The following is a 24,063-nucleotide window of genomic DNA, read 5'->3' as shown; positions in this document are numbered from 1 at the left end:
GGGCCGCGGGCACCGGCGGGGTGTTGTCCCGCCGGGCCTGGGGTCACTTCGCGGCGGCCGGGGCGCTGTCCCTGGCCGCCGTGTTCATGCTCGCCCGGACCCTGTGAGGTCCAGGCGCGCTGGGGGCGACGGGACGGCTACCCCGGATCCACCTGGCAGCTGTTGGGGCAGCTGTCGCGGTCGTTGGTGTTGCCGTCGTCGCACGTCTCGCCGAAGGCGTACTGGGTGATGCCGTCGCCGCAGCGGGCGTTCCAGACGCAGGTGAGGCTGCACTTGCCGTAGCCCGGGCCGTTGGCGTTGCCGTTGTCGCACTGCTCGCCCGCGTTGACCGTGCCGTTGCCGCAGGTGGACTCGCACTTGGTGCGCTGCGTTTCGAAGCCGTTCAGGGTCAGCTTGTACGAGGACTGCGACGTGTGGCGCTCCGCCTGGAACACGACGACCTCGTAGATCTTCCCCTTCTGCAGGCCCAGACCGGTCACCGTGGTCGCGTCCGCCAGGGACACCGTGCCGGACGTGGCGCCGTGCACGCCGCCCAGGTCCAGGGCGAGCTTGCCGTTGATGAACACCCACACGTCGTCGTCGCCCAGGAACGTCAGCACCTCGGTGCCCTTGAACTCGAACCAGTAGCGCGTCTCGCTGGTGAAGCTGAAGTTGCGCTTGATGCCGTTGTTGTCGTTGAGCAGGCTCTCCTTGCCCATGCCGACCCAGCCGCTGGCGTCGAGCGGGAAAAAGGTCTGGTCATCGAAGAGGTAGGAGCCATTGCCCTGCTTGTTCAGCTTCAGCGTGCTGACCTCGGTCACGTTGACGTTCGGCGTGTCGCGGTACCACTGGTCGAAGGCCGTCTTGCCGTGGGTGACGGGGGAGCCGGCGCCCTTGGCGTAGATGGGCTTGCCGTCCGCGCCCAGCGGGCCGAACTTCGGGCCCACGATGCCCGTCTCCGGACCGTTCGCGTCATTGAAGTCCGGGTGCTGGATCGCGGGGGCCGTGCAGCCCGAGCTCACGCCGCAGAAGTCGCGGTAGACGACGGGGATCTCCACCACGGACGGCGGGTCCTGGGTGATGCGGACGCAGGCGAAGCCCGCCTCCAGCTTGCACGTGGACGAGCAGCCGTCGTTGGAGCGCACGTTGCCGTCGTCGCACTCCTCGGAGGTGTCACCGGGGAGGATGACGCCGTCGCCGCAGCGGGCCTCGCAGGTGCCGTTCACGCACTTGGGCTCCAGCACGCACAGCGGCGAGCAGCCGTCGCCCATGTCGTGGTCGCCGTCGTCGCACTGCTCGGTGCCTTCCTTCTTGCCGTCGCCGCAGGTCGTCCGCGTGCACGGCTGGCCCTGGGTGTCGCACTTGTAGCCCTGCTCCAGGCGGCAGGTTTCGCTGCAGCCGTCGCCATTGGTGGCGTTGCCGTCCTCGCACTCCTCCTCGCCCGCCAGGATGCCGTCATTGCACTGGGCCGCGCGGCAGGGCTGGCCCTGGAAGGGGCAGGTCCAGCCGTTCTCCACGCCGGAGCAGTCCGCCTTGCAGCCGTCGTTGGACTCCTTGTTGCGGTCGTCGCAAACCTCGGCCGCCTCCACGAGGCCGTTGCCGCACGCCGTCGCCACGACGCAGGCCTGGCCGGAGACAGGGCACTCGAAGCCCGCCTCCACCTCACCGCAGTCGAACGTGCAGCCGTCACCGCTCACGGTGTTGCGGTCGTCACACGCCTCGCCCTTCTGGACCTTGCCGTCGCCACAGACCTTGGGGCCCGGATCATACGCGCCGCCATCCGGCTGCTTGTCGCCGGCGTCGGTGGAGCCGCCGTCGGTGGAGCCACCGTCCGTGATGTTCGTACCGCCGTCGTCATCAGGGTTTTCGTCGCCGGGGCAGGCTGTCAGTGCGAGGAGAAAGGAAGCGAGCACGAGGCTCGCGAGTCGGGTCCGGCGGGGGGAATGTTTCAGCATGAAGGGGATGCTGGAAGGCCGTGACCCCAGGTGTCAAATGGATCAGGTGTTTTCTCACCCAGCCGATGCGTAAAAATGGAGAAAGCCCGTAGAGGTGTACGGGCTTCCGTGGAGCGCCCTGCCTCGCGGGGCTACATCTGTTCCAGCTCCCGACCCTTCGTCTCGCGGATGTATTTCGCGGCGAAGAAGACGGAGAACACGGCGGCCGCGGCATACAAACCGTACGCCCAGCCCAACCCGATGGCCTGCAGCGACGGGAACGTGGCGGACACCAGGAAGTTGGCCAGCCACTGCGCCATGGCCGCGATGGACAGCGCGAGCGCGCGGATGCTGTTGGGGAACATCTCGCCCAGGAGCACCCAGACGACGGGGCCCCACGAGAAGCCGAAGAAGACGACGTAGAGGTTGGCGGCGATGAGCGCCGTGGTGCTGGCCGCGCCCTGCAGCACGGGCTGGCCCGCGGCGTCCAGCGGCGCGGTGCCAAAGAGGTACGCCATCAGGCCCAGCGTCAGCGCCATGCCCACGGAGCCGATGAGGAGCAGGGGCTTTCTACCCACCTTGTCCACGAACGCGATGGCCACGAGCGTGGTGAGGATGTTGGTGACGCTGGTGATGACGGTGATGGCCAGCGAGTTGTGCTCGGAGAAGCCCACCGCCTGCCAGAGCACGCTGGAGTAGTAGAAGATGACGTTGATGCCCACCAACTGCTGGAGCATCGCGAGCACGATGCCAACCCACACGATGGGCAGGAAGCCGAAGCGGCCGCCCTTCAGGTCCGCCAGGTGCGGCGTGTAGTTCGCGCGCAGCGAGCGGCGGATCTCCACGACCTTGGATGGCGCGGCGTCCCCCTCGATGTCGCGCAGCACGCTCAGCGCCTCCTCCTCGCGCCCCTTGGCCACGAGGAAGCGCGGGGACTCCGAGATGAAGATGGCGCCGATGCCGTAGAGGAGCGCGGGCGGCAGGCCGCTGAAGAACATCCACCGCCACGCGGTGAGGCCGAGCCAGGTGGGGTTGGAGGCGGAGCCCGCGTAGAGCGCGATGGCGAAGTCCCCCAGCAGGGCCACGAAGATGCCGGTCACGATGGCCAGCTGTTGCAGGGACGCCAGGCGGCCGCGCAGGTACGCGGGGGCGACCTCCGCGATGTACGTGGGCGCCACGACGCTGGCGAAGCCCACCCCCAGGCCGCCCACCAGCCGCCAGAAGCTCAGGTCCCACAGGGAGAACGCGAGCCCCGACCCGATGGCGCTGATGATGAACAGGGCTGCCGCGAGCATCATCGCGCGCCTGCGGCCGTAGCGGTCCGCGAAGGGCCCCGCGGAGAAGGCGCCCACAGCCGAGCCGACGAGCGCGGAGGACACCGCCAGCCCCAGGCCCAGGCTGCTCGCGGCGAACTCGGCCTTCAGGGCACCGACGGTGCCGTTGATGACGGCGGTGTCGAAGCCGAAGAGGAACCCGCCCAGTGCGGCCACCACGGAGATGCCAATGACCCTGCCGGTCCGTGTCTCCCGATGCGCTGGGGGCCGCCTGCTCGCCGGGACATCGATGACCTCCGACATGACCTGCTCCCTCCCCCTTGGACGGGCACGGGTCCGGCCCTCGCGGTACGCACCACGCCCCTGAAGAGAGGTGCCCCCGGTGGCCACCGGAGGGCACTCCCGGGCAGGCCGCCGCTCGGGGGGCCGCACGTTGGGGACAGGGCCGTGAATCAAAAGGGCGAGCCGGAGCTCAGCCCTCGTCCGCCAGGCCGTACTCCTTGAGCTTGCGGGCCAGGGTGTTGCGGCCGATCTCCAGCGTGCGCGCCGCCGCGGTGCGGTTGCCCTTCACGGCCTCCAGCACGCGCAGGATGTGGCGGCGCTCCACCTCCGCCAGCGGCAGGAGCAGCGGCGCGTCCGGCGCGGCGGTGGGCACTTCCGGCGCGGCGGGGGACAGCGCCCGGTCCAGGGAGGGCAGGGGCAGGTGCTCCTCCAGGATTTCGCCCTCGGACAGCACCACGGCGCTCTCGATGCAGTTCTCCAGCTCGCGCACGTTGCCGGGCCAGCGGTAGCGCGTGAGCCGGGCGAGCGCGGTGGCGCCCAGGCGGGGCACGGGCAGGCGGTGGCGCTTGGCGGCGGTGGCGACGAAGTGGCGGGCCAGGCGCTCGATGTCCTCCGCGCCGCGCTCGCGCAGCGGGGGCAGGAGCAGCTCCACGACCTTGATGCGGTAGTAGAGGTCCTCGCGGAACTTCCCCTCCGACACCATGCGCGGCAGGTCGCGGTGGGTGGCCGCGACGATGCGCACGTCCACCTTGACGGCCTGCGTGCCGCCCACGCGCTCGAACTCGCGGTCCTGCAACACGCGCAAGAGCTTGCCCTGCACGGCCTGGGGCAATTCGCCCAGCTCGTCGATGAAGACGGTGCCGCCGTCGGCCGCCTCGAACTTGCCGGGCATGCGGTGGTCGGCGCCGGTGAAGGCGCCCTTCTCGTGGCCGAAGAGCTCGTTCTCGATGAGGGCGGCGGGCAGGGCCGCGCAGTCCACCTTCACGAAGGGCTTGTCACGCCGGGGGCCGTTGACGTGGATGGCGCGCGCGAAGAGCTCCTTGCCGCAGCCGCTCTCTCCGCGCAGCAGCACCGTGGCGTCCGTGGGCGCGGCCTTCTGCACCAGGCGGTAGAGGGCCTTGAGCGGCGGGGCCTCGCCGATGATGCGGTTGAAGAAGTAGCCCACCGGGGCCTGCGGCTGATCCTTCGCGCGCTGGAGCTCCTGGTAGAGGCTCGTCGTTTGAAGGGCGGTGCTCACCTGGGCCGCGATGTCGGTGAGCTTCCGGGTGTCGTCCTCCGTGAAGGGGCCTCCGCCCAGGCGGTTGAGCACCTGGAGCACGCCGTACACCGCGCCCGCCGAATCCCGCAGCGGCACCGCGGCCAGGCTGATGGTGCGGTAGCCCGTCATCCGGTCGATGTCCGCGAAGAAGCGGCGCTCGCCGCGCGGATCCGGCACGTGCACGGGCTCGCCGGCCTCCGCGACGTAGCCCGCCACGCCCTGGCCCAGCTTCACGCGGATCTGCGCGACCTCCGGCAGGTGCGCCGCGCGGCTGAACAGCTCGCGGCGCACCGGATCCAACAGCCACAGCGTGCCCCGGTCCGCCTGGAGCGTGATGGCGATGCGGTCCACGAGCGTCTGGAGGAAGGCGTCCAGGTCCACCTCGCGCCCGACCAGGCCACCAAGGGGGAGCAGGACCTGGGACACATCCGGCGGGGACGAGGGCATGGCGGCGGGCAGCGGCGGAAGGGAGAAGGGCGCTGGAGACACTCTATCGCAGGGCTCCGGGCTCGCGGCGCTCATGCGCCCGCCGCGCGGCCCAGGAGCATGCGCTGGCCTTCACGCGCGGGCTCGGTGAAGGGGAACAGGCCGCGCGCCTCCTGCGCCATGTCCTCCAAGAGCTCGTCCGCGTGGGACGGGTCGTGGTGGAAGAGGAAGAGGCGCCCGGCGTGCAGGTCCTTGGCCACCTTGGCCGCGTCCATCATCGTCGAGTGGCCCCAGCCCTTCTTGGACATGCCCTTCCGTCCCTCGTACTCGTCGGGCGTGTACTGCGCGTCCAGGCACAGCGCGTCCGCGCCCTCGAAGTGGCGGGCCACGTCGGAGGTGAGGCGCTCCGGCAGCTCCACGTCCGTGGCGTACACGAACGAGTGGCCGTCCGCTTCGACCCGATAGGCCATGCAGCCGTCCGGGTGCGGCACGTCGATGGGCGTCACCTTGAAGGGGCCCACCTCCACGGTGTGGCCGTGCAGCGCGGCGCCGAAGGACATCTTCGAGCGCATGGTGGACAGCGGCACCGGGAACTGCGGCGGGCGCATCTGCTGTGACAGCGTGGACTCCAGCGCCTGGGCACCATTCGCGCCGGGGCCGTACATCATCAGCGACGTGGTGGGCAGGTACGCGGGCGTGAAGAAGGGGAAGCCCTGCACGTGGTCCCAGTGCAGGTGCGAGAAGAACATCGTCGCCTTCTGAGGGGCGCCCTCGCGCATCATCACCTCGCCCAGCGCGCGGATGCCCGTGCCCGCGTCGAGGATCAGCCGCTCGCCCTGGCTCGTCACCTCCACGCACGCCGTGTTGCCACCGATGCGCGAGCCCGACACCGCGATGCTGCCCCGAACGCCAAAGAAGCGGATTTCCATGATGGGTCTCCTGATGCGCCGACACCCGCTGGGGGCGCCCTGACGTGAGGGGGACAGAGCACGTCCGGTGCCAGCGCCAAGGGGCTGGAATCATTGGAGTGCGGGGGACTGGGCAGGGCAGGCTGCTCCATTCTGGAGCGCCCTGGATGGGGCGGGCGGTCCAATCCGGCGCGGCCCCGCGATGCGGCGGATTCCTGGTACATCCGGGGCCCATGCCGGTCATCGCGTTCTGCACCATCAAGGGAGGCGTCGGGAAGACGACGCTGTGTTCGCACGTGGCGGCGGCGCTGGCGGACACGGGCCGCCGGGTGCTGCTGTTGGACCTGGATCCGCAGGCGCATGCGTCGTTGGTGCTGGGCCTGGAGACGCGCGAGGGCCCGTGCGTGGCGGACGCCTTCGGGCCCCGGCCGAAGCACCGGCTGGATGAGATTGTCGTGGCGTCCCCCAGGAGGCCGGGGTTGTTCATCGCGCCGGGGGCCCCGCGCATGGCGGCGCTGGAGCGCGAGTTGTTCGGCTGGGGGCACCGGCTCCAGGCGATTCCGCGTGCGTTGAAGACGCTGTCGTGGACGCCGGACGTCATCGTCGTGGACACGCCGCCGAGCATCGGCGCGTTCACGGAGGCCGTGTTGTGCTTCGCGGACGTGGTGGTGGCGCCGGTGCCCACGGGTGCGTTCGCGTTGCAGGGGCTGGGTGAGATTGAAACCGCGTGGCGCGACGTGCGCGAGGAGGGCGGCCAGCTGGTGGCCGCGGTGAACCTGTGGGACCGGCGCACGCCCGCGACCAACGAGGCGATGGAGGAGGCGCTGAAGGACGTGGCGGTGCCGGTGCTGAAGGCACGCATCCCGCGCTCGGAGTCCATCAACCAGGCGGGGCTGGGCTACGAGGTGGTGTTCGACGTGAGCCCGAACGCGGCGGGCGCGGAGGAGCTGCGCGCCATGTCCCGCGAGCTGGCGAAGCTCGCGGGCCTGCGCTGAAGCCTGGGCGCGGGACGCGTCAATCCGCCTGTCCGATGGTGCCGACCCGCAGCGGCCCGCCGCGCCGATAGGTGAGCAGCGCCACGCCCTTGGGCGTGATCTGCGACGCCGCGAGCTGCAGCGTGCGCGGCTGCGTTCCCGTTCCGAAGAGGCGCCGGCCGCTGCCCAGCGTCACGGGGAAGACGTGCAGATGCAGCACGTCCACCAGGTCATGCTCCATCAGGGTCTGGAGCAGTCCGCAGCTGCCATGCACCTGCAGCTCGCGGCCGGGCGAGGCCTTGAGGCGGCGCACCGCCTCCACCGTGTCCCCCTCCAACAGCGTCGAATTCGTCCACTCCACTCGGCGCAGGGTGGTGGACGCCACGTACTTGGGCAACGTGTTGAGCGGCCGGGCGATGGGGTCGTCCGGCGCCGTCACGCGCGGCCAGTAGCCCGCGAAGATGTCGTACGTCCCGCGCCCGAGCAGGAACGCGTCTGCTCGGGAGAAGATGTCGACGATGTGCGCGCCCAACTCCGGGCTGGAATGGGGTTGCACCCAGCCGCCATGGGCGAAGCCGCCGCTCGGATCCTCGTCCGGGCTTCCTGGGGCCTGCACCACCCCGTCCAACGTCACGAACTCCGTCACCGTCAGTTCCATGGTCGCATCCATCCTTCCGGGCATCCGCCCGTCCACATCCGCGACGAATGGACCGGGCGAGGATCGACACAGCGGATTTCGCTGTGGCTATCGGTGAGGTGGGCCTGCGCGGCCTACGGTGTGGGCAGGCCAGGCGCGAGCACCGAGCGCACGGTGGTCTCGGTCAGGCTCGTGCCCCAGACGGCGTTGATCTCCTGGGCGATGAAGGCGGCCCCCGGTTGCAGTGTCCCCAAGGACGCGTCCAGCATCACCACGCGCGGGTCGGTCAACTCCAGCAGGCGGGGCACCACGTCGCTCACGTCACGGCCCTGCGCCTGCGCGGCGCGCACGCCCTGCAACCACGCGCGCACCGTGCCCTGCGCATGGGGGACATAGAGGGGCTGCTCCGCCGCGCCCAGCTTCACGATGAGGTGCCCCAGGCTCAGCGTGATGACGACGTTGACGTGCTGGGTGAGCAGCGGCCCGTGGTCCGGGGGCAGGGTGTTCCAGTCCACGGCCGGGAGGTTCTGGAAGTACATCGGCGTGAACCGCTGCGGGGCCTGGGCGACGAGCGCGCGCGTGTGCTCCACGGGGATGAGCGTGTCCCAGTCGTCATGGAGGATGAGGAACGGAGTCTGGACGCTCGCCGCCAGGTGCGCGGCGGTCCAGCGCGTGTAATCCGTGCCAGGGGTGACGGGGTCGCCTCCGGTGGTGGCGTAGATGCGGCGGAAGTAGGGCTCGAAGAACTGCTGGTAGCGCGAACGCATGGCCGGGGCGCTCACTCGCGACGGGACGACGCGGCTCACGTAGTCCACCTCCGCGGCGAAGTCGGACAGCGGGGACAGGGCAACGCCCACGCTGGGCACCACCGTTGCGGGGGCGTCCGCCGCTGCGTAGAGCGCCTCGTAGCCGCCCCACGAGCCACCGAAGACTCCAATGCGCGCGGTGTCCACGTTGGGGGCCTGGGCCAGGAAGCGCATGCCCGCGTTCATGTCGTCGCGGTCGTTCTGGAGGTCTCCGCCCGCGTAGAAGCGGCCGAAGACGGCGAGCACTCCGAAGTCATGGAACAGGTAGATGAAGGACTCGCCCGCGATGAGGTCCGGCGTGGTGGGCGTGAACGCGATGGGCGAGGAGCCCGGCCCGTGGTGCGGTTCACTGTCGTCCGGGTGGATGCCAGCGCCGCGCGCGGCCCACTTCGCGTCCACGGCCTCGCCCGTCCACGCGATGCCGTCATAGGGCTTGGTGAGCATCACGATGGGCGACACGCCCGGCTTCCGGGGCGGGAACCACTGCGCATAGGTGGCGGCGCGGCCGGGCACCTCCAGCTTGAGCAGCTGATAGGGCCAGGTCTGGCCGGCGGCGTTCAGCTGGCCGGAGCCCAACTGCGTCACCTGGACCGTGCCTGGGTCCGTCGGCGTCTCATCCGGGGTCTGGCAGGAGTTCGTGGACGGACTGGGGTTGCTGCAGCACGCGGTGGGGAGGGTGCCCAGGAGGGAGAGGGCCAGGAGCGTGGTCGGAAGGATGCGCATGCCCCAACAGACGCCGTGCCGCGGATTTTCTGAAAGCCCCCAAGCACGTTCCGGACGAGGATGGCGGCACATGGACTACCAGGCGGTGTTGTCCGAGGTCTGGGACGCGGTGCGGCCGGTGCTGGGGCAGGGCCGCGTGGCGACGTACATCCCGGCGCTGGCGGCGGTGGATCCGCGCCTCTTCGGCATGGCGCTCGCGACGGTGGAGGGCGACGTGTACGGCGTGGGGGACTGGCGCGAGCCGTTCTCCATCCAGAGCATCTCCAAGGTGTTCACGCTGGCGCTCGCGCTTTCGAAGGACGGGGACGCGCTGTGGCGGCGCGTGGGCAAGGAGCCTTCTGGCAACCCGTTCAACTCGCTGGTGCAGCTGGAGTACGAGCAGGGCATCCCCCGCAACCCGTTCATCAACGCGGGGGCGCTGGTCATCACGGACCGCTTGCAGCGCCTCACCGGGGATGCGCGCGGCACCCTGCGGGACTTCCTCCGCGCGGAGAGCGGCAACCCGGCGGTGGACTTCGATCCGGTCATCGCCGCGTCGGAGGCGGAGCACGGCCACCGCAACCGCGCGCTGGCCCACTTCATGGCGAGCTACGGCAACATGGAGGGCGCCGTCCCGGAGGTGCTGGAGCACTACTTCTGGCAGTGCTCGCTGGCGATGAGCTGCGCGGACCTGGCGCGGGCGTGTGGCTTCCTCGCCCGCCATGGCCAGCGCGCGGACGGGTCGCGGCTGCTCACGCGCAGCCAGGCCAAGCAGGTCAACGCGGTGATGCTCACCTGCGGCACGTACGACGCGGCGGGGGAGTTCGCCTACCGCGTGGGGCTGCCGGGCAAGAGCGGCGTGGGAGGGGGCATCATCGCCGTCATCCCCAACCGCTGCGGCCTGTGCGTGTGGAGCCCCGGGCTGGATGCGCGAGGCAACTCAGTGGCGGGCGTGGAGGCGCTGGACCGGTTCACGACGCTGACCGGCCTGTCCATCTTCTGAAGGCCGCCGCTTCAGCGCAGGCCGTCCAGCAACGCGGCCAGCTTCTGGGGCTGGGACGCGAAGGGCGAGTGCGACGAGTCCAGCGTGTCCACGGTGAAGGCGTTGCCGGGCGTGAAAGCGTCCGCTTCGCGGATCATCAGGTCCTGGAGCGCGGGCACCAGGGCGCGGTCCTGGGCGCAGCGCAGGTAGCTGCGCGGGATGCGGCCCCAGCGCTCCTTCGTGGCGCCGACCTTGCCCACCCAGAGGGACACCGGAATGTCGGGCGTGAGCGTGAGCGCGAAGGGCAGGAAGGCTGCATCGTCCACGTCGTGGTAGAAGCCCGCACGCAGGGCCTCCAGGTACTTCGCGTCGCCACGCGGGTTGATCCGCACCGCGCCCAGCTTCGCTGCATCCCCGATGAAGAGGGGCGCGCTGTAGGGCGTATGGGCCTCGGGCAGCGCGCCGTAGCCGCTGGCGCTCTGGAGGCGCACGGGTATGTAGGCGCTCAGGTACACCAGCCGGCCCATGAGGTGCGGGGCCTTCTCCGCCGCGCGGGTGATGACGGTGCCGCCGGCGCTGTGGCCCACAAGCACGGGCTTCGGGCCTCCCTGGAGCTTCTCCAGCGCGGCGACCACGGCGTCCGCGCAGTCGTCCAGTGTGACGTCGGCCAGGGGTGAGCGCTCCTCCTTGAACCGCGCCGGTTCGCCCGTGAGGTAGGACGCGGGGAAGCGCGCGTTGAGGCCGTGGCCGGGCAGGTCGATGGCCACCACCTGGTGCCCCTTCGCCGAGAGGGCCTCCGAGACGCGCGTCCAGTGCAGGGCGTTGTGCCACGCGCCGTGGACCAGGAGGAACGTCCGGGCCTTGCCGCGCGGCGCCTTCGCGGGCGTGGCCGTATGCCCGAGCCCTGGCAGCAGGCCCGTGCCCAGCAGGGCGGTCTTCATCACGTCACGACGGTTCATGGGGGACTCGTTCGTTGGGGGGAAGGACGGCGAGGAGTCGCTCGCGCAGGCGGGCGAGGTCGAAGAGCTGCCGCTCCACCTCCGCCAGGCGCTCCCGGTGGGCCGCGAGCGCGTCCGGGCAGATGGCGTCCGTGACCTGCCGGAGCATGCACGGCGGGAAGGTGGCGATCTCCTCCAGCGAAAAGCCCAGGCGGATCATCCGGGCCACCTGCATCACCTGGGGGACGGCGGCCTCGTCGAAGTCGCGGTAGCCGTTGTCCCGGCGGTGGGAGGCGAGGAGGCCGGCCTTGTCGTAGTGGCGGATGGAACGCGCGCTGCTGCCCGTACGCCGGGCGAGTTCTCCGATGTTCATCTTGCACTCCTGATGCCAGGGGCCTGGCCTCCGGACCTCCATGCGTCCCGCCCGCCTCCCGGCCCGGGTCGTCCCAACTGGTCCGACTGTCGGACCAGTTCGGACCGGCCGCCGCCGGCGGGGAGGTCCTGTGGGGCTCTCTCTTTCTCAGGCATGGAGACCGCTTTCATGTCCCCGGGGTGTACGGCCTGACACTGGTGTCAAGGTCAAGACCCGCCGGGTGATTGGGACCGCGTGGTTCCCTCCGGATGCCGTAGCGCGATCTAGGGTGCGCCGCGTGAGTCCGTCCCCGTCCGTGCCGCGTCCCCGTCCCGCGCTTCTCACGCTTGCCTACCTGGCGTTCGTCAGCCTGGGGTTGCCGGACGCGGTGCTGGGCGTCGCGTGGCCGTCGCTGCGGAGCACGTTCGGCCTGTCGCAGGCGGCGATGGGCGCCATCCTCGGGACGGCGGCGGTCGCCTACTTCATCTCCGGGTTGCTCGCGGGCCGGTTGATGCGGGCGATGAACCTGGGGCTGCTGCTGGCGCTGAGCACCGGCTCGGTGGCGCTGGGGCTCACGGGCTACGCGACGATGCCCCTGTTCGCGCTGTTCCTGGCCGCCGCCTGTTTCATCGGCTTCGGGTCAGGCGCCATCGACTCCGCGCTCAACAACTACGCGGCCCAGAACTTCGGCCCCAAGCACATGAGCTGGCTGCACGCGGCCTACAGCGTGGGCGCCGCGCTGGGCCCCGTGCTGATGACCGCGCTGCTCGCGCGAGGGGCAGGGTGGCGGACGGGCTACGCCATCCTCGCCGTCGTCTTGGGGACGCTGGCCCTGACGTTCCTGGTGATGCGCCGGCACTGGGACGCGCCGGCGGGGGCACCCGGAGAGGAGGCCCGAGCGGAGGTTCGCACCGCGTCCGCGATGGAGGCCGTGCGCCGGCCCCGGGTGTGGCTGCAGATCTTCACGTTCTTCCTCTACACGGGCGTGGAGGTGACGGCAGGCCAGTGGAGCTTCACGGTGCTCACGGAAGGCCGGGGCCTGCACACCGTCGCGGCGGGCACGTGCGTCAGTCTCTACTGGGGCAGCCTGTTGGTGGGGCGTGTGCTGTCCGGCTTCGTGGTCGAGCACATTGGACCGGTGCGAATGTTGCGCGGGAGCACGGTGCTGGGCGTGGTGGGCGCGCTCCTGTTCGCGATTCCTTCGGTGCCGCCCGCGTTGGGGCTCGCGTTGCTGGGGTTCGCGCTGGCGCCCATCTTCCCGGTCCTGATGTCGGAGACGCCGCGCCGCGTGGGGCTGGACGTCTCCGCGCACGCGGTGGGCTTCCAGGTCAGCGCGGCGACCGCGGGCGTGGCGGCGCTGCCCAGCCTCGCGGGCGTCATCGCGGAGCGGTGGGGGCTCCAGTTCATCGCGCCCTACATGCTGGGGGTGGCCGTGATGCTGACCGTGCTGCACGGCGTGCTGTCCGCCGTGGCGGACCGCCCCCAGCTCTCCCGCTGAACGCGGACCTCTTCAGCTCCCGGCCGGCAGGTCCGCGCTGCGCAGGGTCTTCGGGCCCTCGTCCGTCCACTGCGACAGGCGCAGGGTCGCGCCCTTCGCGGAGGCGTGGGGCTCCACCTCCACGAAGGTGAAGCGCTGCTCCAGCTTCGCGTGCTTCTGCTTCGCGGGCTCCAGCGACGGATTGCCCTGGAGCTCCGCGAGGTACTCGCCCCATTCCGCGTCGGAGGCCTCCGGGGCGGGGAGCCGCAGGAGGGAGATCCACGTGCCGGTGTTGGCGTAGAGGGGGCCGTTGCCCTCGTGCCAGCGGGCCGCGTGCGTGTGGCCCATCACCACCGCCTGGGGGTTGTACTTCCTGGCCAGCCGCGCGGTCTCCGCGAGCTCGTTCTCACCGGGCTCCAGCGCGAAGTAGTCCGTGCCGCTCCTGCCCGCGACCGCGCGGTGCAGGCGTGCGTAGACCGCGAAGCCCGCCTTCGCCAGCTTCAGCCGGGCGCGGCCCAGGGCCTCCGGGTTGTCGAAGGCGTTGAGCTTCTCCGGGTCCAGGACCGACAGCAGCGCGTCCACCTCGTCGTCCTTCAGGTCCACCCGCGCCAGGCTGCGCGCCAGGTGCGCGTCCGCGTCCGACGCACCCACCGCGTCCATGGGCTCGAGCGCGAAGGCCGGCGCGAGGCCCCGGTTCTCCAGCAGGCGCCGGATGAGCATGAGCGTCCCGGACGTGAACAAGACCTTGAGCGCGTCAGGCTTCACGCCGAGCGCCACCATCACCGCGCCCTCGAAGTCCGGCTTGAGCAGGTCCATGTACCGCATGCGGTGCCGGTACTTGAGCGGGTTGAGCAGCGTCTTCACCAGCACGGAGCCCGGCGGATATCTGAAGCGGTTCGCCCGCTCCGGCGACAGGAGCGAGTCGTAGTCGATGCGGTTCGCCCCGTCGGTGTGCTCGCCGTGCGTGACGAGCACGCGCGACCCTCCGACCTCCAGTTGCAGGGGCGCGGTGCCATCCCGGAACTCCAACCGCGAAGCCACCGCCGCGGGCTGGCCCAGCGCCGAGCGGATCACCTCCTGGACGTCCGGCAGCGCCAGCTCCAGGTCATGGTTGCCCACCACCATCGTCGCCCGGCCCCCCGCGGCCAGCACCCGCCCGAGCGCCTTCAACGCGGGCGCGGTCGGCGCGGACGTCACCAGGGCCCGGGCCTGCTCCAGCGTCCGCCGCGGATCCACCGCCAGCGGGTCGTCATTGAGCAGGAAGTCGAAGCTGTCCCCGTTGAGGACGACGTGGGTGGGCGTGGCGGTGAAGGAGTCGAAGAGGGCGGGCAGCTCGGCGGCGCCCGCGAAGATGTCGTAGGGGCCTCCGTTGCCGAGGTGGAGGTCGCTGAGAATGAGCGTTCGCATGGGTCGATGCTCCTTTCAGGGAAGCGCCTGCAGGTCGTTCTGCCGGATGCTCACGGCGGGATCGCCGAGCACCACGTAGTTGCGAGCGTCGTTGCGTTCGATCCACTGGTGCAGCAGTTCGCGGGGCTCGAGCTTGCCGTCGGACGTGTTGGTGTCCAGGTGCGCCAACAGGGCGGTGTTGGCGTCGGAGAACCGGCTGCGGAAGCTGCGCAGCGCGTCGCCCACCGGGATGCCCGCCATGATCTTCCGGAGCGTGTTGTAGAAGGGATGGACGGTGGGCTTCGCATTGCCCAGGGGCTTGATGGAGAAGCCCCAGGCCCGCTCCACGTGGCCAATCACCGCCAGTGCGCCGCCGTTGGGATGGGCCAGCAGCCGCCGGGGAAGTGCCGACATGAAGGGTGCGCTCGCCAGCGCCTCGCCCTTCCGGGTGGCGTTGAGCGGGAACTCGTCGTGCGCGGGCGTGCCCATGCCGAAGCAGGCGAAGAAGAACGCCACCAGGCCGTGGAGCCGGGCGTCATCCTGGATGTCCGACGCCGCCACGTAGTGCGCGGGGGCCATCGCGCCAAAGCCGCTCCAGTCCTGGCTCAAGAGGGCGCCCTGTTTCGTGAGCTGGAGCGGATCATTCGCCCTGAAACCCACGCCATGGGACGCGGTGAAGATCACTGCTGGACGCTCCTCGCGGCCGTGGAGCGCGGCGAGCAGCCATTCCCGGGTCGCTGCCTCCTCGATGGCGTCACGGCTGACAAAGCCGGCGGCCCTCGCAACCGGAATCGCCAGATGGGGCGCCTGGTCCGTGACGGCGCCCCGCACCAATGGGGTGACGAGGCTGTCCGCGCTGAGCTCCGTGGAGCGATCCTCCGGGTGCTTGGGTCCCCACCAGCTCACCTGCCGGTGATTGGGGACGGAAGCGCCTGTTTCATAGGCCACCACGCTGTCCGCGTAGCGCGCGTACTCCTCGAGCGTGTCGAAGGAGAGCCGGCCCACGGCGTACGACAGGGAGAGCGAGTGCTGTACGTCGAACGGGATGACGTCGGGCCCGCCGACGAGCAGGAGGTAATAGGGCACCACGGTGGGTTGCACGTCGCCGATGGGCGCCCCGTTCCGCCTCAGGAACTGATGCGCCGTCTCACCGGGCTGGTAGGTGAGGACGTGGAACCGGCCCGCGTCCACGCGCTCGCTCCGGTGGGTGGTGAGCGGCTCCAGGCTCTTGCGAAGCGCCTCGGAGGCGGACGCCGGAAACACCACCCCCCAGCCCGCCTTCGTGTAGTCCTCATGCGGAACACCGTAAGGCAGGTCGAACTGCAACAAGCGGGGAACGAACCCGAGCCACTTCCTCCACGCGTCGAAATACGACACCCGTTGCCGGGGCTCCGCCACCTCGGCGGCCGCCTGCTGCGCGATGGGCGGCACCAGGTACTGCCCGGTGACCCCGTCGATGCCATTGAAGACCAATGGATCTTCCAGGCTGGGAATGGGGTGCTTCACGTTCACCTCCTCCTCCCCATCCTAGGCCTCCCCGCTGACCTGGAAAGAGCGGACAGGGGCCTGGCTGTCAGGCCTCCGTCGTTCACGGTGGGGCGGTGTCGCGTGGCGGGCTCGTATTCCGACCCCGGGGCCGACATGTCTCCTGGTCCACAGCCTCCTCGTCCGCCCGGACAGGGGACCTGCTGTTTCGTGGTGGCAATCCCTTACGTCCGGTTCGCGCCGCGCTGGACTTGTGGCGTGAGAGCGAAAGCCTTTGTGTGGTGTCTGACTTTGACCTGCCGCGTCTGGCATTACAGGGCGTGTCTGTGTTCACGTTCGCTTTCGCGTCCGGCGCGCATGGCACCCCTCGCCATGTGGGTCCGGCCGCGAGGGAGAACACTCATGACGAAGCAGGCATCGGTCCAGGACGTGGTGCAGGGCTGGCTGTCCGGTGATGAGGAGTCCCATGGCATGACCAACCCGGCGGGCCCGGTGTTCGTGGGAGGTAACCGCACGGAGCAGGCGCTCACGGAGTCCAACCTCGTGGCCGACACGGGGTGCAGCAGCTGCACCGCGTCCACCACCGCGTGGTGCTGTTGAGCCACCCCGGACGGCCCCCGTCCGTCTGAATCACCCCTCCGGCGCCGTGCGCGGCGCCGGAGGGCTTTCCCCTCCAATCCCCCAGGGAGCCCCCTCATGGTCCACGAGGAAGCGTCGATGGCTGCCGAGATCCCTCCCGAGGGATGGCTCGCACGCCCCGTGAACGTCCTGCTGACGCCGCACCTGGACGCGCTGTCGGAACGGCTCTCCCGGATGCAGGGCCTGTCCCCCGCCGAGCGCGACGTGGTGGAAGCCGCGGCCCGGGAGACCCTGGGCTTCAGCGCCCAGCTCAGGCTCAACCGCGTGCTCCTCCTGGAGCTGCACGCCGCGTCGCTGGAGGGACGGCTGGACGCCGCGGATTCACCGGGACGGTGGGCCCAGTTCCTCGACCACGCGTGCACCTCCGGCTTTCACGCGCACCTGCGCGGACGCTACCCGCCGCTCCTGGAGCGGCTGGGGACCCTGGGCCGGCTCCAGACCCAGGCCGTGCTGCGGCTGGCGGACCGGTTCGTCGCGGACCGGGAGTCGCTGACGGAGCTGCCCGGCCGTCCTCGCGGCGCGCTGAAGGGCCTGCGGCTGGGCGAGGGCGACGCCCACCGGGGCGGCCAGACCGTGGCGCTGCTGGAGCTGGAAGAGGGCCGGGTGCTCTACAAGCCCCGGTGCATGCGCGTGGACCGCGCGTTGGAGGGACTGCTTTCAAGACTGCTCGCGCAGGATGACGCCGCCACGCGGATCCGCGTGCCCGCCGTGCTGGTGCGCGCGGGCTATGGCTGGGCGGAGTTCGTGGAGCACCGCTTCTGCGAGGGCGAAACCGAGCTCGCGCGCTTCTACCGGAACCTGGGCCACTGGCTCGCGGTGATGCGCCTGCTGGGTGGCACGGACCTGCACTCGGAGAACCTCATCGCGCACGGGCCGGTGCCCGTGGTGGTGGACGTGGAGAGCCTCTTCACCCCGGATCCGCCCGTGCCTCCGGCGGAGCGTGGACTGGCGGTGGACCTAGCCGCGAAGGCCATCCGCGGCACCGTCCTGCGCACGGGCCTGCTCCCCGTGAGAAGCGCGGGCCCGGGCCTGGGCGGCCTGGACATCTCCGCGGCCGGCTCGCTCCCGGGACAGCAGCCGCGCATCCCGGCGCCCCTCATCGTCGGCGGAGGCACGGATGGCGCCCGCCTGGGCATGACGCTGATGGAGCGTCCCCTGTCCAAGAACCACCCCAGCCCGGACCCCGTGCTCGCGCGGCACTGGGACCAGGTCGTGGAGGGCTTCCACGGGCTCACCTCGCGCATGAAGACGCTGGACGCGTACGGCGGGCTGCGTCCGCTGCTGGAGCCGTTCACGGGCGCCGTCGTCCGCCGCATCCTGCGGCCCACGCAGACGTACGCGGAGCTGCTGCGCATGCTCTGGCACCCGGCCTCGCTGTACGACGCGCCCAAGGCCCACGCTCGGGCGCGGGACGTGATGCGCAAGAACGCGGACGTGACCCCGGGCGCGCCTTCCTCGATGCCCGTCATCGACGAGGAGCTCGCGGACCTGTGCGTGGGCGACATCCCCGTGTTCACCCAGCCGGTGACCCGGAGCGTGATTGACGCCACGGTGGAGGCGTGGCGCTCGGTGGACGAGTCCCTGGAGGAGATGACCATCCAGAGCACGCTGATCAGCGCCTACCTCAACGAGAAGGCCCTGCCGCCTCGCGGCGTCGCGCCCGCCACGCCCGCGCGCCGGGAGCGGCTGGATGCGCGGCGCCGGGCCCAGCTGTCCAAGCTCGTCCACCGCGTGCGCGACGCGGCGGTGCGGGGGCCGGACGGGACGGTGACGTGGATCAGCCCGGTGCTCGCCGAGTACGGCTGGGCGGTGCGGCCCCTCTCCGCCGAGCACTACAGCGGGCAGGGCGGCGTCGCGGTGGTGCTGGCCCAGTACCTGCGCGAGGTCCACCACGGCCGCGCGGACGCCGTGGAGGGCCTGCCCGAGCTGCTGGACGGCACGCTCGCGGTGCTCCGCGCCACCGAGGACCGCGTGCCGGTGAAGCCGCCGGGTGGCTTCTCCGGGCTCGCGTCGCAGGTGTGGATCTGGTCCACGCTGCACGACCTGGGCACCGTCCCCGGCGCGCTGGACCGGGCCCGCGAGCGCGCGGCGGTGCTGACGCCGCAGGTGCTGGACGCGGACGGACTGCTGGAGGTGCTGGGCGGGGTGGCGGGCGTCATCGTCCCGCTGCTCAACCTGGTGGACCAGACGGGCGAGCCGAAGTGGCTGGACATCGCGGCGCACGCGGGCCGGCGGCTGGAGGACACGGCGCGCGGCGTGGCGGGGGACGCGCGCTGGTCCACGTCCATGTTCCCGGAGCCCATCGGCGGCTTCGCGCATGGCACGGCGGGCATCGGCTGGGCGCTGGCGCGGCTGGGCCTGAGCGCGGCGGGGACGGCGGCGGACCGGCGGCGGTGGCGGAGCCTGTCCGAGCGCGCCTTCGACTTCGTGGAGGGGCTCTACCGGCCGGACCCGGGCAACTGGACGGACCTCCGCCGCCCGGACGCCACGGATCAACTGACCAGCTGGTGCCATGGGAGCACGGGCATCGGCATGGCGGCGGCGGACCTCTTCGCTCGCACCGGGACGGAGCGCTACGGAGACCTCCTCCAGCGGGCCCGGGCCGCGGCCCTGCGCGAGGGCTTCGGCTGGACCCACACCCTGTGCCACGGGGACCTGGGCTTGTGGGAGCTCCTGGAGACGGCGCGGCGCCTTGCATCGGAGCCGCTCGGAGCGGACCGGGAGACGCTGGACGCGGAGCTCATCTCCGGCCTGGAGGCGCGGGGGCCGGTGGCGGGGCTTGCTCGCGACGCCTTCTCGCCCGGGCTGATGGCGGGGCTGGGCGGCGTCATCCACACGCTCTTGCGCATGCATCCGGAGAGCCGGCTCGCATCACCGCTGCTGCTGGGACGCGCGCCGGACATGGATCCGGACGCGCCCTGAAAACGCGCGCGTCACCGGTCCGCCCGTGACGGGGGCCGGTGACACGCGAGGTGCATCAGTCGCGGGTGTCGCGGCGCACGGTGACCTTGCGGCCACGCAGCGTGGAGCCCTTCAGCGCGGAGATGATGCGCGCGGCGTCCGGCTCCGGCACCTCCACGATGGAGTACATGTCCGCGATGTGGATGGCGCCGATGCGCGAGGACTCAAGCCCCGCCTCGCCTGCGATGGCGCCCACGAGGTCCGCCGGCCGCATGCCCGCGGTGCGGCCCGCGCCGATGAACAGCCGCGTGACGTTCCACTCCGGCGCGCGCGGAGGACGCGCGGGGCCCCGGTCCTCCCGCTCACCGCGCTCGGCCCGCTCGGGCCGCTCGCCGCGCTCGGGCCGCTCGCCGCGCTCGGGCCGCTCTGTCCGGGGGCTTCGCGCCGGGCGCTCGGAACGGTCACTGGACCGGCCCGGAGGCCCGGAGCGCTCGGGGCGCGGGCCCTTCCGCTCCGTGGGCGCCGACATCTGGGGGATGTCCTGCTCGGAGGAGTCCTTGCCCTCGTCCTCCTTCTCCTGGAGGAGCTTGATGGCGGCGGCGGCCACGTCCATGACGCTGAACTCGCCGGACAGGTCCTCCGCGATGCCGCGGAACCCATCCAGCTCTCCGGCCACGAGCGTCTCGCGCAGCGACGAGCGGATCATCTCCAGCCGGCGCGCGCGCAGGTCGGACACGGTGGGGACCGCGGTGACCTCGATGCGCTGGCCGGTGAGCCGCTCGATGTTGCGCAGCAGCCGGTGCTCGCGGGGCTCCACCAGGGTGATGGCCACGCCCTCGCGGCCGGCGCGGCCCGTGCGGCCGATGCGGTGCACGTAGGCCTCCGGCGCGTTGGGCACGTCGAAGTTCACCACGTGCGTCAGCCGGGGGATGTCCAGGCCTCGCGCCGCGACGTCCGTGGCGATGAGCAGGTCCGCCGCCTGCGACTTGAACTGCTTGATGACGCGGTCGCGCTGCTCCTGGCTCATGCCGCCGTGCAGCGCGTGCGCGCGCCAGCCCCGGCCGTTGAGGGACGTGGTGAGCTCATCCACCTCCGTGCGCGTGCGGCAGAAGACGATGGCAGCGGTGGGGGACTCCAGGTCCAGCACGCGCCCCAGCGTGGCGATCTTGAAGGCACGCGGCACGATGTAGGCCGTCTGCCGGACGCGGGGCATCTCCCCGGCCTCCAGCTTCTCCTTCTCGATGCGCACGCGCACCGGCGAGCGCAGGTGGCGCTCCGCGATGCTGGCGATGCGCGGGGGCAGGGTGGCGGAGAACAGCGCGGTCTGCCGCTTTTCGGGCGTCTCGGAGAGGATGGCCTCCAGGTCGTCCGCGAAGCCCATGTCGAGCATCTCGTCCGCTTCGTCCAGGACCACCGTGCGCACCTGGTCCAGCTTCATCGTCTTGCGGCGCAGGTGATCCAGCGCGCGGCCCGGCGTGGCGACGATGACGTCCACGCCGCGCTTGAGCACGCGCAGCTGCCGGCCAATCTCCTGGCCGCCGTAGAGCGGGAGCACGCTGACGCCCAGCTTCTGGCCGTAGCGGTGGATGGCCTCGGACACCTGCATGGCCAATTCGCGCGTGGGCACCAGCACCAGCGCGGAGGTGCTGTGCGGTCCGGCGGCGCCCGGCGTCAGGTGCTGAAGGAGCGGGAGCGCGAACGCGGCGGTCTTGCCGGTGCCCGTGGCGGCGATGCCCAGCAGGTCCTTCTGGGCGAGCAGCGGCGGGAGCGCGGCGGCCTGGATGGGCGTGGGTTCTTCGTAGCCGAGCGACGTCAGCGCCTCGACGAGCTCGGGCTTGAGCCCGAGGGCGTCGAACGTGGGGGTTTCAGGGGCAGCGGGAGGCGGAGGAGCTTTCACACGGCGGCTTGTACCACTTCCGCGCCCGGGCGGAGGAGTTGGGAATCGCCTGCGTCCAGGCCTGTACGAAGGTCCGGGCCTTTCGGGCTTTTACAGCCCGCCGCGCAGGTGGGGCCCCAGCAGCGCCGCGACGCCCCCTGTCCCTTCGGACAGGTCCCTGGAGGACAGGAGGAGCCGCTGGCGCCGGCCGCCGTCCAGGGCCGTGCCCTCCAGGAGGGAGGTGAGGCCCCGGGGGCCGCGGTCCAGGTCGAGGATCAGCTCCAGCGCGTCGTCCTGGGGGAACGGCAGGAGGGCGAGTGTGCGGGGCGGTCCCTTCCATTCCGGTCCGGAGTGGAACTCCAGCTCCTGCACGAAGGGCTCGTCGCGCCCCAGCGGGGATCCGGCCTCGCAGTACGCGTTCTTCCACTGGAAGCCCAGTTGCTGGACGGCATCCAGCACGGTCTGGAGGGAGGGGTGGGGCAGGACGTGGATGCGGTCGCTGTCCTCGGGGTTGAGGGCGTTGTCGATGTCGAGCGCCGTCTTGATCCACACGGGCGAGCCGCGTTCGGTGATGGGCGTGTGGGAGGGAATGCGCAGGGAGAAGGGGATCTCCCGCTCCTCACGCGGCTGGAGGGTGAAGGGATTGGAGATGCGCCAGGTGCGCACGACGGCGTTGAGCGCGCTGCGGCGGTCGTTGTCGCGCTGGAGGTACTGCGCCATCAGGTGCAGGTCGATGCGGTCGATGCGCTGGGGCGTGTGACCGCCCTGGACGTGGACCAGTCCGTGCAGGTCACCGCCAGCGCGCACGGTGTCGTGCTCCAGGCGGGTGTCCACGCGTGCGCTGCCAATCCCAAGGCGGGCGAGCATCTTCTTGAAGGGCATGGGGTCCTCTGGGGACGGCATAGGCCGGATGGGGGCGGCGCGAAAGCCCGAGTGCCTGGCTGCCTGCCCATCATGCGGCCCCTGTACCGGAGGGACGGGCGCGGCTTGCGGGGTGGCCCGGCGCGTCACCAGCGTAAAGCCTCACCACGGGAGAGGTGCATCATGGCGCAGGGGACTTCCAGGCGGGTGCGGTACGCGGTGGTGGGGGCCGGCAACCTCACGCAGGTGGCCATCCTCCCGGCGTTCCAGCACGCAGAGGAGAACTCCGAGCTGGTGGCCATCATCTCCTCTGACGGAGAGAAGCGGGACGCGCTCCAGAAGACGTACGGCGTGGAGCACGTGGGGACCTACGACAAGTTCGAACAGGTGCTGCGCGAGTCGAAGGCGGACGCGGTCTACATCGTGCTGCCCAACACGATGCACCGGGCCTTCACGGAGCGTGCGGCGCGCATTGGTGTGCACGTCCTCTGCGAGAAGCCGATGGCGACCTCGGTGGAGGACTGCGAGGCGATGATCCGCGTCACGAACGACAACGACGTGAAGCTGATGGTCGCGTACCGGCTCCATTTTGAAGAGGCGAACCTCCGCGCCATCGAACTGGTGCGTTCCGGCCGGCTGGGGGACCCGCTGGTGTTCACGGGCACGCTGACGCAGCAGGTGCGAAAGGGGGACATCCGCACGCGCGTGGACGTGGGAGGCGGAGCGCTGTTGGACGAAGGGCCGTATCCCATCAACGCCGCGCGCTACCTGTTCCGGGATGAGCCGCGCGAGGTGTTCGCGTTCACGGGAGGGGGCAGGGATGGGCGCTTCCACGGGGTGGACGCGTCGGCGTTCGCGCTGATGCGGTTCCCGAACGGAAGGGTGGCGCAGTTCGCCATCAGCCACGAGGCCTCCGCGGTGTCGAGCTACCGGCTGGTGGGCACGGAGGGCGACCTGCAGGTCCGGCACGGCTTCGGCTACGGCACGGACATCGAGCATGTGCTCACGGTGGGAGGTGAGACGGAGACGCGGACGTTCAAGAACAGCGACCAGTTCGCGCCGGAGCTCGTCTACTTCTCCCAGTGCATCCTGGAGGACCGCGACCCGGAGCCCAACGGCATCGAAGGTCTGGCGGACGTGCGCGTGATTGTTGCGTTGCAGGAGTCCGCGCGCACGAACAAGCCCGTGAAGCTGGCCCCGTTCGAAAAGCCGAAGCGGCCCACGCTGGATCAGCTCATCGTGAAGCCGGCGGTGGAGCCACCGGAACCGGTGAATGCGCCGGCTCCAGCGGAGGGATAGGCGGGTTTAGCTGCTATTCTCTGATGTACTGTCCTCATGGAGGAGTTGGCTCCAGGAGGACTTCGCATGCGGCGATGGCCCACGTCGCGCGGCCGTCCACGCATCCCCAGGAAGCGGCGCGCCGGCTGTTCGAAGTTGAGCCACGAAGTGGCTCGTATCTGTACGACCCTCGCACTCGTCGCGTCACCGCGCTCGGTCCGGGTGAACACCTGGAAGGTGAAGGACTGCAAGCGGACGTGGAGTTGACGCGCGCCTACCTGCGTTGGTGTGAGCGCGCCTCCCGGCATGGAGACTGCCTGCGCCTATTGGTCGACAGCCCCACGGTCACGGGCGATGCCCGTTACACCCTGGCAATGGCCCTCGCGCAAGGCGTCGTGAGGGACGAGATGATCGACGCCTTCAAGGGCATGGCCGAACCTGAGGTCATGCTGGCAGCCGTCCTGTGGACCTGGACCACGTACATGGTCCTGCTGGCGGTACCGGAGCCTGCATCAGGACACCTGTATCAGTGGAAATGGGTGTGACTGCGGTGAGGTTGCTGAGGGCTGCGTCGTTTCCGCCCTCGGGCGAGAGCGGCCTGGATGCGCTGCTCGACTGCGCGTGTCAGCCGGAAGCAGAGAAAGCCCCTGGGCAGGTCGCGCTCGGGCGTGAGGACGCCAGCCTTTATCCAGTAGCGCACCTGACTCC

General features: G+C 70.8%; 18 protein-coding genes and 1 pseudogene. 7 read left to right on the top strand and 12 right to left on the bottom strand.

Annotated features, from left to right (window positions below; all coding sequences use genetic code 11):
* Positions 1–137 precede the first annotated feature (137 nt).
* The 4 genes from D7W81_RS24405 to D7W81_RS24390 form a co-directional block, all read right to left on the bottom strand.
* A complete protein-coding gene (locus D7W81_RS24405; RefSeq protein WP_120557791.1) occupies positions 138–1,934 on the bottom strand; it encodes a DUF4215 domain-containing protein in 1,797 nt (598 codons plus the stop codon).
* Between the two features lie 131 nt (positions 1,935–2,065).
* Complete coding sequence (locus D7W81_RS24400; RefSeq protein WP_120557790.1) at positions 2,066–3,490, bottom strand: sugar porter family MFS transporter; 1,425 nt, start codon at positions 3,488–3,490, stop codon at positions 2,066–2,068.
* Positions 3,491–3,659: 169 nt separating this feature from the next.
* Positions 3,660–5,249: a sigma-54-dependent Fis family transcriptional regulator gene (locus D7W81_RS24395; RefSeq protein ID WP_120557789.1), complete on the bottom strand. Its 1,590-nt coding sequence runs from the start codon at positions 5,247–5,249 to the stop codon at positions 3,660–3,662.
* On the bottom strand, positions 5,246–6,082 hold the full coding sequence (locus D7W81_RS24390; protein ID WP_120557788.1) for an MBL fold metallo-hydrolase: 837 nt from the start codon (positions 6,080–6,082) through the stop codon (positions 5,246–5,248). The genes D7W81_RS24395 and D7W81_RS24390 overlap by 4 nt, the downstream gene beginning before the upstream one ends.
* 212 nt (positions 6,083–6,294) lie before the next feature.
* Between D7W81_RS24390 and D7W81_RS24385 the strand changes: the two genes are divergently transcribed.
* The gene (locus tag D7W81_RS24385) at positions 6,295–7,056 is read left to right on the top strand and encodes a ParA family protein (protein ID WP_120557787.1); all 762 of its coding nucleotides are present in this window, start codon (positions 6,295–6,297) and stop codon (positions 7,054–7,056) included.
* Positions 7,057–7,075: 19 nt separating this feature from the next.
* On the opposite strand, the gene D7W81_RS24380 is transcribed toward D7W81_RS24385, so the two are convergent.
* The gene (locus tag D7W81_RS24380; RefSeq protein WP_120557793.1) at positions 7,076–7,693 is read right to left on the bottom strand and encodes a dihydrofolate reductase family protein; all 618 of its coding nucleotides are present in this window, start codon (positions 7,691–7,693) and stop codon (positions 7,076–7,078) included.
* A gap of 113 nt (positions 7,694–7,806) precedes the next feature.
* Positions 7,807–9,201 (bottom strand): alpha/beta hydrolase family protein, encoded by a 1,395-nt coding sequence (locus tag D7W81_RS24375; protein WP_120557786.1) that lies wholly within the window; start codon positions 9,199–9,201, stop codon positions 7,807–7,809.
* A gap of 70 nt (positions 9,202–9,271) precedes the next feature.
* Between D7W81_RS24375 and D7W81_RS24370 the strand changes: the two genes are divergently transcribed.
* Positions 9,272–10,183: a glutaminase gene (locus D7W81_RS24370; protein ID WP_120557785.1), complete on the top strand. Its 912-nt coding sequence runs from the start codon at positions 9,272–9,274 to the stop codon at positions 10,181–10,183.
* Between the two features lie 11 nt (positions 10,184–10,194).
* Here D7W81_RS24370 and D7W81_RS24365 read toward each other — a convergent pair whose 3' ends face one another.
* Entirely contained in the window at positions 10,195–11,121 is a 927-nt protein-coding gene (locus D7W81_RS24365) for an alpha/beta fold hydrolase (RefSeq protein WP_120557784.1), read from the bottom strand.
* Positions 11,108–11,473 (bottom strand): MerR family transcriptional regulator, encoded by a 366-nt coding sequence (locus D7W81_RS24360; protein ID WP_120557783.1) that lies wholly within the window; start codon positions 11,471–11,473, stop codon positions 11,108–11,110. Before D7W81_RS24360 ends, D7W81_RS24365 begins: the two co-directional genes overlap by 14 nt.
* A gap of 277 nt (positions 11,474–11,750) precedes the next feature.
* Between D7W81_RS24360 and D7W81_RS24355 the strand changes: the two genes are divergently transcribed.
* Positions 11,751–12,950, top strand: a complete 1,200-nt coding sequence (locus tag D7W81_RS24355) for an MFS transporter (RefSeq protein WP_120557792.1) — start codon at positions 11,751–11,753, stop codon at positions 12,948–12,950.
* 12 nt (positions 12,951–12,962) lie between these two features.
* Here D7W81_RS24355 and D7W81_RS24350 read toward each other — a convergent pair whose 3' ends face one another.
* On the bottom strand, positions 12,963–14,336 hold the full coding sequence (locus D7W81_RS24350; protein WP_120557782.1) for a metallophosphoesterase: 1,374 nt from the start codon (positions 14,334–14,336) through the stop codon (positions 12,963–12,965).
* 15 nt (positions 14,337–14,351) lie between these two features.
* A complete protein-coding gene (locus tag D7W81_RS24345) occupies positions 14,352–15,821 on the bottom strand; it encodes a hypothetical protein (RefSeq protein ID WP_147445599.1) in 1,470 nt (489 codons plus the stop codon).
* Between the two features lie 381 nt (positions 15,822–16,202).
* On the opposite strand from D7W81_RS24345, the gene D7W81_RS24340 reads away from it, so the two are divergent.
* On the top strand, positions 16,203–16,400 hold the full coding sequence (locus tag D7W81_RS24340) for a DUF6229 family protein (RefSeq protein ID WP_120557780.1): 198 nt from the start codon (positions 16,203–16,205) through the stop codon (positions 16,398–16,400).
* A 117-nt stretch (positions 16,401–16,517) separates the two neighbouring features.
* A complete protein-coding gene (locus D7W81_RS24335; protein ID WP_244227392.1) occupies positions 16,518–19,361 on the top strand; it encodes a type 2 lanthipeptide synthetase LanM family protein in 2,844 nt (947 codons plus the stop codon).
* Between the two features lie 55 nt (positions 19,362–19,416).
* Here the strand turns inward: D7W81_RS24335 and D7W81_RS24330 are convergent, their stop codons facing one another.
* Positions 19,417–21,237: a DEAD/DEAH box helicase gene (locus D7W81_RS24330; RefSeq protein WP_120557778.1), complete on the bottom strand. Its 1,821-nt coding sequence runs from the start codon at positions 21,235–21,237 to the stop codon at positions 19,417–19,419.
* A gap of 90 nt (positions 21,238–21,327) precedes the next feature.
* Positions 21,328–22,098, bottom strand: coding sequence for a sporulation protein (locus D7W81_RS24325; protein WP_158621679.1), 771 nt, complete (start codon positions 22,096–22,098; stop codon positions 21,328–21,330).
* A 162-nt stretch (positions 22,099–22,260) separates the two neighbouring features.
* Here D7W81_RS24325 and D7W81_RS24320 point away from each other — a divergent pair, with 162 nt between their 5' ends.
* Both D7W81_RS24320 and D7W81_RS24315 read left to right on the top strand, forming a co-directional pair.
* Positions 22,261–23,376, top strand: coding sequence for a Gfo/Idh/MocA family protein (locus D7W81_RS24320; RefSeq protein ID WP_120557776.1), 1,116 nt, complete (start codon positions 22,261–22,263; stop codon positions 23,374–23,376).
* A 71-nt stretch (positions 23,377–23,447) separates the two neighbouring features.
* Positions 23,448–23,870 (top strand): annotated as a pseudogene (locus D7W81_RS24315) (AHH domain-containing protein); the annotation flags it as partial.
* Between the last annotated feature and the right edge of the window lie 193 nt (positions 23,871–24,063).

It is taken from the genome of Corallococcus aberystwythensis (assembly GCF_003612165.1).
In the GTDB taxonomy this organism is placed as follows: domain Bacteria; phylum Myxococcota; class Myxococcia; order Myxococcales; family Myxococcaceae; genus Corallococcus; species Corallococcus aberystwythensis.
Note: the sequence above shows the minus strand (reverse complement) of the source record. Positions and strands in the feature narration are given on the sequence as shown.